The sequence below is a fragment of the Pseudophaeobacter profundi genome (assembly GCF_029697505.1).
Classification (GTDB): domain Bacteria; phylum Pseudomonadota; class Alphaproteobacteria; order Rhodobacterales; family Rhodobacteraceae; genus Pseudophaeobacter; species Pseudophaeobacter profundi.
Genome location: NZ_JARJEF010000004.1, coordinates 38,201 through 52,331 on the forward strand (window position 1 = coordinate 38,201; position 14,131 = coordinate 52,331).

The 14,131-nt window shown below is 60.3% G+C and carries 10 protein-coding genes; 4 read left to right on the forward strand and 6 right to left on the reverse strand.

Features of this window, described 5'->3' with window-relative positions:
* Window positions 1–159 precede the first annotated feature (159 nt).
* A complete protein-coding gene (locus P2081_RS08195) occupies window positions 160–1,419 on the forward strand; it encodes an efflux RND transporter periplasmic adaptor subunit (RefSeq protein WP_278922395.1) in 1,260 nt (419 codons plus the stop codon).
* On the forward strand, window positions 1,416–5,228 hold the full coding sequence (locus P2081_RS08200) for an efflux RND transporter permease subunit (protein ID WP_278922396.1): 3,813 nt from the start codon (window positions 1,416–1,418) through the stop codon (window positions 5,226–5,228). The genes P2081_RS08195 and P2081_RS08200 overlap by 4 nt, the downstream gene beginning before the upstream one ends.
* Window positions 5,229–5,460: 232 nt before the next feature.
* On the opposite strand, the gene P2081_RS08205 is transcribed toward P2081_RS08200, so the two are convergent.
* Both P2081_RS08205 and P2081_RS08210 read right to left on the reverse strand, forming a co-directional pair.
* Window positions 5,461–6,216 carry a sulfite exporter TauE/SafE family protein gene (locus P2081_RS08205; RefSeq protein WP_278922397.1) on the reverse strand — a complete coding sequence of 252 codons (756 nt, stop codon included), beginning with the start codon at window positions 6,214–6,216 and terminating at the stop codon, window positions 5,461–5,463.
* A 22-nt stretch (window positions 6,217–6,238) separates the two neighbouring features.
* On the reverse strand, window positions 6,239–6,529 hold the full coding sequence (locus tag P2081_RS08210; RefSeq protein WP_278922398.1) for a hypothetical protein: 291 nt from the start codon (window positions 6,527–6,529) through the stop codon (window positions 6,239–6,241).
* A gap of 81 nt (window positions 6,530–6,610) precedes the next feature.
* Here P2081_RS08210 and P2081_RS08215 point away from each other — a divergent pair, with 81 nt between their 5' ends.
* Complete coding sequence (locus tag P2081_RS08215; RefSeq protein ID WP_278922399.1) at window positions 6,611–7,297, forward strand: FadR/GntR family transcriptional regulator; 687 nt, start codon at window positions 6,611–6,613, stop codon at window positions 7,295–7,297.
* Between the two features lie 243 nt (window positions 7,298–7,540).
* Here P2081_RS08215 and P2081_RS08220 read toward each other — a convergent pair whose 3' ends face one another.
* Window positions 7,541–8,515 (reverse strand): GlxA family transcriptional regulator, encoded by a 975-nt coding sequence (locus P2081_RS08220; protein WP_278922400.1) that lies wholly within the window; start codon window positions 8,513–8,515, stop codon window positions 7,541–7,543.
* Window positions 8,516–8,591: 76 nt separating this feature from the next.
* Between P2081_RS08220 and P2081_RS08225 the strand changes: the two genes are divergently transcribed.
* Complete coding sequence (locus P2081_RS08225) at window positions 8,592–9,158, forward strand: cysteine hydrolase family protein (protein WP_278922401.1); 567 nt, start codon at window positions 8,592–8,594, stop codon at window positions 9,156–9,158.
* A 111-nt stretch (window positions 9,159–9,269) separates the two neighbouring features.
* On the opposite strand, the gene P2081_RS08230 is transcribed toward P2081_RS08225, so the two are convergent.
* The 3 genes from P2081_RS08230 to P2081_RS08240 form a co-directional block, all read right to left on the reverse strand.
* On the reverse strand, window positions 9,270–10,346 hold the full coding sequence (locus P2081_RS08230; RefSeq protein WP_278922402.1) for an endonuclease/exonuclease/phosphatase family protein: 1,077 nt from the start codon (window positions 10,344–10,346) through the stop codon (window positions 9,270–9,272).
* An 80-nt stretch (window positions 10,347–10,426) separates the two neighbouring features.
* Entirely contained in the window at window positions 10,427–12,268 is a 1,842-nt protein-coding gene (locus P2081_RS08235) for an ABCB family ABC transporter ATP-binding protein/permease (RefSeq protein ID WP_278922403.1), read from the reverse strand.
* 242 nt (window positions 12,269–12,510) lie between these two features.
* Complete coding sequence (locus P2081_RS08240; RefSeq protein WP_278922404.1) at window positions 12,511–14,076, reverse strand: LysM peptidoglycan-binding domain-containing protein; 1,566 nt, start codon at window positions 14,074–14,076, stop codon at window positions 12,511–12,513.
* Window positions 14,077–14,131 lie beyond the last annotated feature (55 nt).

The window sequence follows — 14,131 nt, forward strand, 5'->3', positions numbered from 1 at the left end:
GCAAACCGGCACATTTTGGCAATAAATGTGATCTGAACTGTTCCGTTTAGTGTGGACAATACCTAGATGCCCATTATCAAGTCACAGCAGATCTGGCGGGATCTCTGGTGTTTTCTGCACCAGCGCTTTGCTAAACTAAATCCATTTGAAAGGCCTGAGATGAAATTGATCCCCCTGATAACTGCGATTCTGGTGTCACTTGGACTTTATTATCTTGTCATCCAGCGCGACACCCTGCTTGCCTTTTCGCGCGGAGAGGCGGCGCAGGCACCGCTAGAGTCTGCCGCGATGGCCCCCGAACAGGCGACACAGGCAGAGGCAGCACCCAGTGAAATTTCAGGTGAAAATCGAATTGGCGTGGTGGCGCTGCACAGCAAGGCGCAGGTCTTTGACAGCGCAGTAATCCTGCGCGGCATGACCCAGGCGGTCCGTCAGGTGGAACTGCGGGCAGAGACCTCTTCGACCGTGATTTCTGAACCCCTGCGCAAAGGCGTGCAGGTCGCCAAGGGCGATGTGCTGTGCAAGCTGGACCCCGGCACCCGGCCCGCCGCGCTGCTTGAGGCGCAGGCCCGACTGAGCGAAGCGCGGGCCAATATGCCCGTATCCGAGGCCCGCCTGGACGAGGCGAATGCCAAGCTGAACGAAGCCAAGATCAACCTTACCGCCTCCGAGAAACTCTCGGCGGGGGGCTATACCTCAGAGACCAAGCTTGCCGCCTCTCGCGCGGCGGAACGGGCCGCTGTTGCCGGGGTAGCCAGCGCCAGGGGCGGGCTGGAAACCGCCCGTGCAGGTATTGAATCGGCCATTGCCGCAGTTGCCACCGCGCGCAAGGAAATCGAACGGCTGACCATTCTGGCGCCCTTTGATGGCCTGCTGGAAAGCGACACGGCTGAATTGGGCAGCCTGGTGCTGCCAGGCGATCATTGCGCCACCGTGATCCAGCTTGACACCATCAAGGTTGTTGGCTTTGTCCCCGAAACCCAGGTCAACCGGGTAATCCTTGGCGCGTCGGCCCAGGCCGAACTGGCCACCGGTGCACAGGTCCAGGGCAAGGTCACCTTTGTCAGCCGCTCGGCCGATCCGGCGACCCGCACCTTTGAAGTGGAAATCTCGGTCGCCAATCCTGATCTGGCCATCCGCGACGGCCAGACCGCCAATATTGCCATTTCCGCCCAGGGATCTAGCGCGCATAAACTGCCGCAATCTGCGCTGACCCTGAACAAGGATGGTCAGCTGGGTCTGCGTATTGTGCGCCCGGACCAAACCGTTGGCTTTGCCCCCGTCAGGCTGCTGCGCGATGAGGCCGATGGCGTCTGGGTGGCCGGCCTGCCCGAAACCGCAGATGTCATCATCACCGGGCAGGACTATGTCATCTCGGGTGTCGCTGTCGCCCCCAGCTATATTGAGGCAGACCAATGATCGGCGTCGTCTCCTGGGCCGCTGACAGGGCCCGCATGGTCATAGCCTTCATTCTGATCTCCATTCTGGTCGGCGGCTTTGCCTATTCCAGCCTGCCCAAAGAGGGCGAGCCGGATATCGAAATCCCGGCGCTGTTCATCTCGGTGTCGTTTCCCGGCATTTCCGCCGAAGACGCCGAGAGCCTGCTGGTGAAGGTGATGGAAACAGAGCTGGCCGATCTGGACGGGCTCGACAAGATGAGCGCAACCGCCGCCGAAGGCTATGCCGGCGTGGCGCTGGAATTCGACTTTGGCTGGGACAAGACTGCCGTGATGGCGGATGTGCGCGACGCCATGACCCGCGCCGAGGCCGAATTCCCCGATGGGGCCGAAACCTATTCGTTGAACGAAATCAACTTCTCTGAATTCCCCATCGTCATCGTCAACCTGACCGGTGATGTCCCGGAACGCACCATGGCGCGGATCGCCAAAGATCTGCAGGATGAGATCGAAGCCCTGGATGCGGTGCTGGAGGCTGGTATCGCCGGCAACCGCGATGAGATGGTCGAGGTGGTGATCGACCCGCTGCGGCTGGAATCCTACAACATCACCGCGGTAGAGCTGATCAACGTGGTGCAGAACAACAACCAGTTGATTGCCGCTGGCGAGGTGGAAACCGAACAGGGCACCTTCTCGGTCAAGATCCCCTCTTCCTTTGATGATGTGCAGGACATCTACGGGCTGCCGGTGAAAACCAATGGCGATCGCATCGTTACCCTGGGGGAACTGGCCCAGATCAATTTCACCTTTGAAGACCGCGCCGGAACCGCCCGGTTTGATGGCCATGATACGGTTGCCTTGCAGGTGGTAAAGCGCAAGGGTTTCAACCTGATCGACACCGTTGATCTGGTCAAGCAAACCTTGGCAAAGGCCAAGACCAAATGGCCCCCCGAACTGCAGGCGGCGGTGACCCTTGGCACCTCAAACGACCAGAGCCGGGTTGTCGGATCCATGGTGAGCCAGCTGGAAGGGTCAGTCCTGACCGCCGTGGCGCTGGTGATGATCGTGGTACTGGGCTCGCTTGGCAGCCGGGCGGCGCTGTTGGTGGGCTTTGCCATCCCGACATCCTTCCTGTTGTGCTTTGCCTTCCTGGCCGTGATGGGGGTCTCGATCTCTAACATCGTGATGTTTGGCCTGATCCTGGCGGTGGGGATGCTGGTGGATGGCGCCATCGTGGTGGTGGAATATGCCGACAAACGCATCAGCGAAGGCACCGGCCCGATGCATGCCTATGTTGAGGCGGCGCAGCGCATGTTCTGGCCGATCGTATCCTCGACGGCGACCACGCTTTGCGCCTTTTTGCCGATGCTGTTCTGGCCCGGTGTGCCCGGGCAGTTCATGGGCATGCTGCCGGTCACCCTGATCTTTGTTCTGTCGGCCTCGCTGGTGGTCGCATTGATCTACCTGCCGGTCATGGGCGGGTTGTCGGGCCGTATCAGCCGGATATTTGATCACAGTTCTGCCGGGCTGCGCGCGATTGCGCCATGGTGGTGGCTGCGGGCGCTGCTGGTGCCGCCGACCCTGTGGGGCATGTTTGCCGGCGCTATGCAGATGCTGAACCCCAGCTATCTGCTGCCAGATGGCACCCCGCCACTGATGGGGCTGGCTGCTGGCGGTGTGGTTTTCATCGCCTCTGCCTTTGCTGCCTCTATCACCCTGGGCGCCACCAAGATCACCCGCAAGCAACGCAGTGTTCAAGCGGGCTATCACCACACGCCATTTGGCTATGTGATCAAGTTCATCGCCGGCAATCCGGTGATGCCGGTTATCACGCTGGCAGTTGTTGCCTTTGGCATTATGACTGTCTTTGGAAAGTTCAGCGAAAACAACTACGGCGTGGAATTCTTTGTTGAATCCGAGCCCGAACAGGCCACCGCCTATGTGCGGGCGCGCGGCAACCTCAGCCTGACGGAACAGGATCTGATGGTACAGCGGGCCGAACAGACCATCTTGGCGCATCCCGCCGTGATCAATGTGTTCTCCTTTGCAGGCGAAGGCGGGCTGGCCACTGGCGGGCCAAGCAACAACCAGGCCCCTGCCGATACCGTCGGCCAGGTACAGTTCGAAATCACCCCCTGGGAAGATCGCCCAACCCAGAGCGAAACCTGGTTCTTTGGGCTGCTCACCCGCGAGGTCACCGCCACCAAGTATGATGGCAATACGGTGATCGACGAGTTGAATACAGAGCTGGCAAAGATCCCTGGCTTCTTTGTTGAAATCAACGCCCTGGAACAGGGGCCCGGATCGGGGAAGCCGCTGCATCTGCGCATTCGCGGCGACAGCTGGGAGGCCCTTACCGCCTCTACCCTGACCGCGCGCGCGCAGTTTGATGCAACCCCCGGCCTGACCCTGGTGGAAGACAGCCTGCCCCTGCCCGGTATCGATTGGCAAATTGATGTCGACGTGGAAAAAGCCGGTCGCTACGGCGCCGATGTCGCCACCGTGGGGGCCATGGTGCAGCTGGTGACGCGCGGTATCTTGCTCGATTCCATGCGGGTCGACAGTTCAGACGAGGAGATCGAGATCCGCGTCCGCCTGCCCGATGCAGACCGGGTGTTGTCAACGCTGGATACGCTGAAGGTACGTACCGAGGACGGCCTTATCCCGCTCTCCAACTTTATCACCCGCAAACCAGTGCCGAAACTGGCGCAGATCAACCGTGTCGATCAGGAACGCTACTATGACGTGAAAGCGGATGTGGAACCGGGACTGAGCAGTGTCCAGGTCCCCAACGCAGACGATACGGGGCTGATCACACTGGCGCTGATCAAGGCCATCCCCGAGGGGATGGAGGCCAAGGGCGAAATCGTGACCGCCGCCAATGGCACCGACTATACCCTCTATGAACTTTTCGATGCCGACAGTACCGACGCCCTGCAAGCGGCCCTGGATGAAGGTGCCAAGCTGACGCTGGTCAACGCAAACGAACGCATCGCCAAGATTACGGAATGGCTGGACACCGATCCGCTGGATCGCCGGGTCACCTGGGAATGGACAGGCGATCAGGACGAACAGGCCGAGTCCGGAGCCTTCCTGTCCAAGGCCTTTGCCGGGGCGCTTGCCTTGATGTTCGTGATCCTGCTGGCGCAGTTCAATTCCTTCTACAACGCCGTTCTGGTGCTGCTGGCGGTGGTGCTGTCCACCACTGGCGTGCTGATCGGCATGATGGTGATGCAGCAGCCCTTTTCGATCATCATGACCGGTACCGGCATCGTGGCCCTGGCGGGGATTGTGGTGAACAACAACATTGTTCTGATTGATACCTATCAAGAATTCAGCCAGCACATGCCCCGGATCGAAGCGATCATTCGCACCGCCGAGGCCCGGATCCGTCCAGTTCTGCTGACCACCGTGACCACCATGGCCGGCCTGGCGCCGATGATGTTTGGCATCAGTCTCGATTTCATCGACGGCGGCTATTCCATCAACAGCCCCACCGCGCTGTGGTGGAAACAGCTGGCAACCGCTGTGGTCTTTGGCCTTGGCATTGCCACGGTGCTGACCCTGGTGGTGACCCCTTCCCTGCTGTCGATCCGGGTCTGGCTGTCCACCTACCTGAGCTGGCTGGGACGACTGCTCGCGCGTCTGACTGGCGGGCGTTCCGGCCAGGTTGCACAAGACATGCAACTGGAAAAGAAGGCCCGCAGACTGCCAACCAGCGAAATCCAATGGGGCCAGCTGGACAGCCAACCCACTGCCACCACCAGCAAAAGCGGCGATAAACCGGCCAAGTCAGAACCGGATGACAGCCGCCTGCAAGCGGCGGAATAGCTATCGGCTGAAATTGCCACCCAGATACCAAAGGCGCCAGTCGACTGCCCGCCCCCTCAGTATCTGGGGCAGATCAAATGGCGAGAGCTTGTGGAGAAGGTGAACAGAAGACACACAGCTCCCGAAAGAATCTTCGGGAGCTGTGATACAAGCCGTTTTGGGACCATACCAATGGCCGGTCTGCGGGCTTTACTGCGAATAAAATCAATCGGGTAAAGGTCACTTTTTCAATTCACCGCAGAAAGAACACCGCTGCCATTAGCAGGCCAATAGCTGTAATGGCGTAGCGAAGCAGATCAGTTCTGGCGATCCGGCGGCTGACATTCGCGCCGAGATATCCGCCGAGGGTCGCGCTGACGGCCATCACCAGCGCCGGTTTCCAAGCGATCAGTCCAGCGGCGATGAAGGTCACGGCCGATACCAGTGAGACCACAGCGGACAGCACATTCTTCAGACCATTCATCCCGTGTAGATTGACATAGCCGATGAAACCGAAGGCCGCCAACAGCATGATGCCAAGGCCCCCGTTAAAGTATCCGCCGTAGATCGATACTGCCAGGATGGTCGCGACAGAGGCCGCAACGCCTGCGCTCCCAACGCCACCTTGCTGAATTTGGCGCAACAGGTAAGGACCCAGGGCGAACAGCACGGTTGCCAGGAGTAAAAGCCACGGAACGACCCACAAAAACGTATCGCCCGGTGTAATGATCAAAAGAAGCGCGCCCAAAACGGAGCCGATCATGCCAACAACTGCAATGGCCCATAGCGACAGTGCCCCCTCGCGCTGCATATCGTGCCGAAAGCCCCATGCGCTGCTGATATAGCCCGGCAGCGCCGTGAGGGTGGCCGTGGCATTCGCGCTGACGGGAGGAACGCCAACATAGATCAGCGCAGGCAGGCTCAGGAATGTCCCGCCTCCGGCTACGGCGTTGAGAAGGCCTGCGGCGAAGCCTGCCCCGGCAAGAAGTAGAATTTCAAGCAGTGTCATGTTCGATGGTCGCCTTTCGCGGTCAGCGGTATTTTATCGTGGCCCGATTCTGGGTCCATACTGGTTCGGCCCCAGCATCGGGCGCTTGCTTTTTAGTCTTCGTCACTGCGCGGGTCTGCCGCACATGCCACCATGCACGCCACCGCTGAAACACCGTCCGATTGTCAGGGTATTGGAAGAGGACAACGCATTCTTTTGCGCGTTCGCGTTCCACCTTTTGTGCCGCTTCCAGTTTGCGGAATACCTGCGCTTCAATTTCTTCATCGCTGAGGATCGGTAAAGAGGTCCCGAAGCCTCTGTTCTGCATGTTCATAGGTCCGTCCTCCTTTTTTGGTGACAGTCTTTCTGGACGTGAATAGATTGGCCCGCAAATTGGTCTGGATTGGAATGATGTATGGGCAGACGTACCAAGGCCGTCCTGGCAGATTTGCGGCAAGCCATTGAAACGCTGGCACCTGTGGCCGGGGATCGACTGCCGCCGGAACGTGAACTGCGCGCGCTGTTGGCGTGCAGCAGGGAGACCCTGCGGGGATGCTACACAATCCTTGAGGCCGAAGGGGAAATCTGGCGGCATGTTGGACAAGGAACCTTTCGTGGGAGTCGCCCGGTTCACATGCCCATTCGAGACACAGTTTTGATCGAGGGAGCGACGCCGCTTGACGTGATGAGCGCACGTCTGTTGCTGGAGCCGCAAGTTGCCGCTGAAGCTGCTGCAAAAGCCGATGCGGCGGACATCGCGCACCTTCGCAAGAAGGTTGCTGAGGGCCGCGCGGCACGTGACAGAGCTGCCTGTGAACAGGCCGATGATGCGTTCCACCGCGCCATTGCCGAGACGTCTCGCAACCCGGTTCTTGTCGGATTTCTCATCTATCTGTCCGGTGCCCGCCGCCGAATCGCATGGCAGCGGGAGTGGGACCGCACCTATCGCAGTATCGCACCTGATGAGTTCCAGACCACCCACAGTGATCAGCACGACGCGGTTGTGGACGCGATAGCTGCGGCACAACCAAAGAACGCAGCCGACGCGATGCAAAACCACCTGAGAACCATTGAAGCGGCAATGGCTATGCGCCCGGAATAGGAAATATCCGCAAGCGATCATTCATTGACGACGCAGCATCATGCACTTGGGACTCCACGCTGTCGTTCGCCGCGATTTCGCCCTCTCTTGCAAAGGGCTGGCGTCCATCGGGGCCTTTTCATTTCATGGCCTCTGCTTGGCCGACCTTCCTGATACCGATGCCGCCAGGTCGAACGATCGGTACCGCAGCAGGCTATCAGAAGTGGTGTTTGCCATATGTCAGCGCAGCGCAATTTGTTGAGGTTATCGGCTTTGGGGGCTGTGTCCACTTTGGTTGGCTTGCAGAGGTTTGATCCTGAAACGAGTTCGATATTCCCCTGCGCTCAGACCCGAATGCGCCTTGAACAGTCGGTTGAAAGCGGAAACATCCTGATAGCCGACCCGCCAGCAAATCTCTGTCACTGGCAGCGTTGTGAGTTCCAGAAGTCCCTTTGCCTTTTCAACTCTCAGCTCCTGAACATAGCGGTTTACAGAATAGCCTGTGCTGTTTGAAAACTTGCGATGCAGCGACCGCTCGGACAGCCCCGCCTGAAGCGCAAGGGCATGTACGGACTGATCTGCATCCGGGTTGCCTTCCATCCAGATTTGCAAGGCGCGAATGGTCTGGTCACCGTGTCTCATATTCGGGCGAAAGGACCGATAGTTGCGCTGTTCCCGGCCTGTCGGATCAATCAGCATCTGGCGGCAGGTGCGCGATACGGCATTGGGGCCAAGCCAGCGACCGATCAGGTGAATTCCCAGATCCACCCAGGCCATGACGCCCCCGGCCGTTACAATATCGTTGTCGTCCAACAAAATCCGTTCAGGGTTGAGCTGCACCCTGGGGAAGGTCGATTTGAAATCCGCCTCAAGGGCCCAATGCGTCGTGGCTGGGCGACCATCCAGAATACCCGCATGCCCCAGCCAGTACCCCCCTGCACAGACCGAACACATAATCGTGCCAGAAAGATGCTGTTTGCGAAGCCAGTTGTGCAGGTTCCGCGCGTCGCCACCTCTTTCCCCCACCAGGTTGGGCGGCAGGATAATGGCATCGACGTCTTCGGCATCAGCAACCGAGGATGGTGTCACAACCCGGTGGCGGATCCTGCGCCCGGCGTCTTTGTCGACATGCCTGTTGGCCACATCAAACATTTCACCCAATCCATGCAGCGCGGATTGTTGAACACCCTCATAGGCGATGATTGCGACATTTGGCGTATTTGGCACATTAGTTGTCATATCCGCCAATCGTATTTGCGGCGGGCAACGCTGTAAACATGGAATGCAATAGAACCACCGTTGAAATGAGGACCCTATGACCGTTTCCGCCCTGCTCTTGATTGATATCCAAAACGACTATTTCCCTAGCTTTACGGGAGCAAAGATGCCCCTGCCGAACATGGACGCCGCGACGGCGCAGGCGGCGGGTTTGCTCGCGGCGGCGCGCCGCAGCGGGACAATAGTGATCCATGTCAAACATGTGATGGCATCAGATGCCGCTCCGTTCTTCCATCCAGACACCCCCGGCGCAGAGCTGCATGCAAGCGTCGCACCACATTCTGCGGAAACAGTGATTGAGAAGACCCGGCCAAACAGTTTTGTCGGTACAAATCTTCAAGAGCTGTTGCGCGAGGCGCGGGTTGAACACCTTACCATCTGTGGCGCCATGAGCCAGATGTGTATCGACGCAACCGTGCGCGCTGCTGTCGATCTTGGCTTCAAGGTCACCCTGGCCCATGATGCCTGCGCAGCCGCAACGGTAGAGCACAATGGAGTCACTGCATCGTCTGACATGGTTCAGGCTGCAATCATGGCACCGCTGGCAGCCAGCTACGCCGAGGTTCAGCGCGCTTCGGAATGTGTTGCCAGACTGCAGGAGTGATCTTCATTCGAAACGCCGCATCAGCAACATCGGGCTCGGGGCGGCGTTTGCGTTCCGGGCCTTGTGGCGCTGGAAACGGTAACAGGGGCAGCTGCACAAGCGGAAAACCGGTTATCGCAGGGCCGTCTCATCGGCCCCGACCTTGTCGATCTTGCCCTGTGCCTCTGCTGTCTCTGTGACGCTGGCCACCAGTTCCGGGTGCACTTTCTGTGCCCTGGGCGTGTGCTGCAACACCACCTGGATCGGGAAGTGATCTGATCCGACATGGCCCAGGCGATCAAACGAGACGAGGGTGAAATCGCCCGAGCAAAACACATGATCCAAAGGCCAGCGCAACGGCGGGATCCCGGCGTGAAAGGTATTGAACAACCCGCGCCCGATCCGCGGATCAAGCAGGCCGCTTACCTTTTGAAACAGCCGCAGGCTCGGTGACCAGGGCACATCGTTCAGATCCCCCATCACCACCACGCTGCCAGCGGCGGGGTCCAGCGTCTTGGCCACCAAGAGCAGCTCTCCGTCGCGTTCAGCGGAGGTTGGATTTTCGCTGGGGCTGGGCGGTGCGGGATGCAGACAGTGTAGCGCCACCCGATGACCAGACCCCAGGATCACATCGCCATGGATCGAGGGCACCGCCTCTTCTACCAGAAACCGCACCCGGGTGTTTTGCAGCTCCAACCGGGAAAACAGCACGATACCATAGAGATTATCCAAGGGGTGTTTCACCATATACGGATAGTCCGGCAGCAGGCTTTCCAGCTCTGCCTGCCACCAATCATCAGTTTCCACCGCCAGGAACAGATCAGGCTGGCACCGCCGCACCATCGCAAGCACCGCCTGCGATTGCCGGTTGGGTGTCAGAACATTGGCAACGACCATGTTCAGCTGATCCTTGGGGCGCATCTGGCGTGCCCTCTGGATCTGTTTGGGAAACAACGTCGTATAGGGCAGAATACGGGCCAGCTGCAGTAGGCTACAGCCGCAGAGCACCGCCAAAGCGGCCCTGTCCCAAATGCTGTCCCAGCCAAACAGGGTAACATAGATGGGCAGTGCGCCCCAGCTAAGCACCGTGATTTGCAGTGCAGGAAACTCGACGCCGCGCACCCACCAGCCATCGTGCTTGATCAATGGCACCAGGGTCAACAGCGCCACCAGGCCAATCAGCAACAACATCGCCAGCGTTTCAGCCATACCCGCCTCCTGTCTTGTGCTCGGGATGGCCCCCCCGGCCCCACCCTGGCAAGCAGAACGCCAGCCGGGCCGCTTTCACCCTAGCCGACCGAACTGGCTGAATCATCAGATTGCTGGCCTTGCCAAAGTTGCGCGTAGCGTCCCCCCTGCGCCAAGAGCATATCGTGGCTGCCCTGTTCCGCGATTTCGCCCTTTTCCAACACCACGATAAGATCGGCCTCGGCGACGGTCGACAGACGGTGGGCAATGGTCAGCACCGTGCGCCCCTCTCCGGCCCGCTGAAGCGCGTCCTTGATATCTTGCTCGGTATTGGTATCCAACGCCGAGGTGGCCTCGTCCAGGATCAGGATCGGCGGGTTCTTCAGTAGGGTCCGGGCAATCCCAACCCGCTGTTTCTCGCCACCCGATAGCTTCAGCCCGCGCTCTCCGACCTGGGTCGCATAGCCAGCGGGCAGGCTCATGATAAAGTCGTGGATCTGGGCGTCGCGGGCGGCCTGTTCGACCTCGGCCTGGCTGGCGTTGGATTTGCCATAGGCAATGTTGTAGCCGATGCTGTCATTGAACAACACGGTGTCCTGCGGCACCACGCCAATGGCGGCATGCAGGCTGTCCTGGGTTACATCCCGGATATCCTGGCCATCAATGGTCAGGCAGCCATCGGTGATATCGTAAAACCGAAACAGCAGCCGTCCGATGGTGGATTTTCCTGATCCGGTTGCCCCCACAATGGCCACGGTCTGTCCAGCCGCTGCGGTCAGTGAGATCCCTTTCAGGATCTCGCGGTCGCTGTCATAGCCGAAACGCACATCCTGCAGCCGGATCTCGCCACCATTCACCTGCAATGGCTTGGCCCCTATCTTGTCGCTCACATCGGCGGGCTGTTCCAGCAGATCAAACATTTCGGCCATGTCGACCAGGCTCTGACGGATTTCACGGTAGACCGTGCCCAGAAAATTGAGCGGCACGGTGATCTGGATCATGTAGGCATTCACCATGACAAAATCGCCAACGGTGAGGCTGCCATTCTGCACCCCCATGGCTGCCATCACCATCACGGCAACCAGACCGGCGGTGATGAACAGGCTTTGGCCAAAGTTCAAGAAGGCCAGCGAATAGGCGGTTTTCAACGCAGCACTGGCATAGGCCCGCATAGCGCTATCGTAGCGCTCGGCCTCGCGGGTCTCTGCGCCAAAATACTTCACCGTTTCATAGTTGAGCAGACTGTCGATGGCCTTTTGGTTGGCGTCGGTATCCTGGCGGTTCATCTCGCGGCGCAGCTTGACCCGCCATTCGGTGATGGCAAAGGTAAACCAGACATAGAGCCCGATGGTGATGGAAACTGCCGCCAGATAGCGGGCATCAAACAGAACCGTCAGGATCACCGCCACCAGCGTCAGCTCCAGCACCAGCGGACCAATGGAAAACAGCAAAAAGCGCAGCAGGAATTCAACGCCCTTGACGCCGCGCTCGATGATCCGGCTAAGGCCGCCGGTCTTGCGGGTCAGATGATAGCGCATCGACAGACGGTGAATATGGGTGAAGGTTTCCAGCGCCAGATGCCGCAGGGCGCGCTGCCCCACCGGCGCAAAGATCGCGTCACGCAGCTGCTGGAACCCGGTGGTAAGGACCCGCGCAACCCCATAGGCCACGGTCAGCCCCACCGCCCCCAGAGCCAGGGGCGGAACACCTTCAGCCGCAAGACTATCCACCGCCCCCTTGTAGAGCATCGGCGTATAGACCGCGATCAACTTGGCCAGCACCAGAACCACAAGCGCCAGCACCACCCGTCGTTTGACCCAGAGATGTTTGCTTGGCCACAGATAGGGGCCCACCCGTCGCAGGGTGCGCAGGCCCGACTGGCGCTCTTCGCGGGCCGTTGGGCCGTCTGCCTGCCGGTCTGTTGACGTCTCAGCTTGGGTCATTGGTCACGTTTCCTTGGCTCGCCGCGGGTCGTCGTCCTGCGCCGCCCATCTGCCGACATCGGCACAGGGGCGGGAATAGGCATGGTCAAGCCTGACTGATAGAGGCCGGAACCCGGAAACACCAGTGCCGCAGCCGCCAATGGCAGGGCGGCCCGGTCATTGGCCCAACAGATAGCGGCCAACTGGCCCGCCAGGTGGGGTCTTGCACTGCGCCCCAGCCCAGAGCGGGGCCCTGCGCCTTATCAATCGGGAATGGAAAAAACCTGGCCGGGGTAAATCAGGTCCGGGTCGCGAATGGCCGCCTGGTTGGCCTCAAACACCCGCACATACAGGAACCCACTGCCGTAGCGTTCTTGCGAGATCGCCCAGAGCGTATCGCCTTCCTGCACGGTAATGGCCCGCACCAGCGGTGCCTCTGTACTGATGCCAGCCTCGCTGGCCGGTGCCTGCAAGCGCTCCGGGGCTTCGCGTTTAAAGGGGGTTTCCAGACGGCTGAGCACCACGCCTTCGGCGCTGACTTCATCCAGGCGCAGCGTATAGACGCCTGGCCTGATCGCCAGAAGATGCCCGGCCCAGGTGCCGTTTTGCGCTGCGGTGAAGGCCCCCGCCGCGCGATTATCCAGATAGACCCGCACCTCGGTCGCTGCACGGGCGCGGCCTGCCAGCTGCACCTCGCCACTGTCCGAATAGCCGATGGTATCCAGCACCACCTTGTCCTGTGGCTGCTGGGTGGCGGGTTGCACCAGGGTCACGCCCTCGGCATCGGCCCGCAGAACAGCCACCTGGGCGGGCTGGGGCTGCGGCGCAGGCTGGGTTTCAACCGCCAGTGTTGGCTCTGCCCCGGCCACAGAGGCTTGCCCCGCCACGTCCCTGACCTCTGGCGGCGCGGGTTCACGGGACGCATCTGCCGTCTGGCTTGTGAGTTCGGGGGCCGAAGCTGCAGCTTGCGACGGGGTGGTGGCCCGGGGCGCAGTGCTTGCGATGCCTTCAGGTGTCTGCGCCAAAGCTGGCGCCTCTGGATCAGAGCTATCGTCTGAACGGTTTGCGGCAATACTGGTCTCTGCTACGTCGCCTGTTGTGCTGCCCGTGGTGCTGGCTGCCGTACCACCTGTTGCCGTCTCGGATTCCGCCAGCTGTGGCGCTATGTCGGGAACAGGGCTGGCGGGAACAGGTCCGGCGGGTGCCAGAATAAAGCTGGTTTCTGACAGGCGTTGCTGCCCCTCGGCCTCGGCGCGCAGGGAAATGACCCGCGCCTGGCGGCTGGGCGGAATCTGGGCAAACGCGACAAAATCACCGCCTGCCTGCACCTCGACCTGCTGCAGAACCTCGCCGTCCAGCAGAATGGCGACCTGCCCCCCGGCAACGGCGCGCCCGGCAATGACGGTATCGCCTGTGGGATCAACCCGTACAAGATCGAGCTGCGGCGCATCAATCAACGCGGCGGGCGTCTCGGCAGCCGCCTGTGGGGCTGTCGTCGCATCCGCCGATTGCATCGCTACAGCCGCAGCCGACGCAGTGTCCGCCGCCGGTGGCTCATCCTGTGCTGCGGTGGCTTGCCCCGACTGGGCAGGTTCTGCCGGATCTGGCTGTTGAGACAGGCCCTTGATCACCTCTGGCGGCTGCGCGGAAGGCGAGATCGTCACAGGCTGACCCGCAGATGTGCCCTGCTCTGCTGCTTGGTCACCTTCTGTCGTGAGGTCAAAAACGCCCAGCCACAGAATAGCGGCACCGCCCAGTACGACAACTGTCGCGGCAATGCCCCCCAGCGCCGTAGCACTCAGCCCGCCTGTTACACCCGTCTCAGCCATCTTCTTCCTTCCTTCAGCGCCTCCGACATACCAGATGTCGGCCCCGCATCACGCG

Coding starts and splice junctions, on each gene's coding strand:
- P2081_RS08235 (WP_278922403.1), bottom strand. CDS start 12,268: ATGACCCAAGCTGAGACGTCAACAGACCGGCAGGCAGACGGCCCAACG.
- P2081_RS08240 (WP_278922404.1), bottom strand. CDS start 14,076: ATGGCTGAGACGGGTGTAACAGGCGGGCTGAGTGCTACGGCGCTGGGG.
- P2081_RS08200 (WP_278922396.1), top strand. CDS start 1,416: ATGATCGGCGTCGTCTCCTGGGCCGCTGACAGGGCCCGCATGGTCATA.
- P2081_RS08210 (WP_278922398.1), bottom strand. CDS start 6,529: ATGAACATGCAGAACAGAGGCTTCGGGACCTCTTTACCGATCCTCAGC.
- P2081_RS08205 (WP_278922397.1), bottom strand. CDS start 6,216: ATGACACTGCTTGAAATTCTACTTCTTGCCGGGGCAGGCTTCGCCGCA.
- P2081_RS08215 (WP_278922399.1), top strand. CDS start 6,611: ATGGGCAGACGTACCAAGGCCGTCCTGGCAGATTTGCGGCAAGCCATT.
- P2081_RS08230 (WP_278922402.1), bottom strand. CDS start 10,346: ATGGCTGAAACGCTGGCGATGTTGTTGCTGATTGGCCTGGTGGCGCTG.
- P2081_RS08225 (WP_278922401.1), top strand. CDS start 8,592: ATGACCGTTTCCGCCCTGCTCTTGATTGATATCCAAAACGACTATTTC.
- P2081_RS08220 (WP_278922400.1), bottom strand. CDS start 8,515: ATGACAACTAATGTGCCAAATACGCCAAATGTCGCAATCATCGCCTAT.
- P2081_RS08195 (WP_278922395.1), top strand. CDS start 160: ATGAAATTGATCCCCCTGATAACTGCGATTCTGGTGTCACTTGGACTT.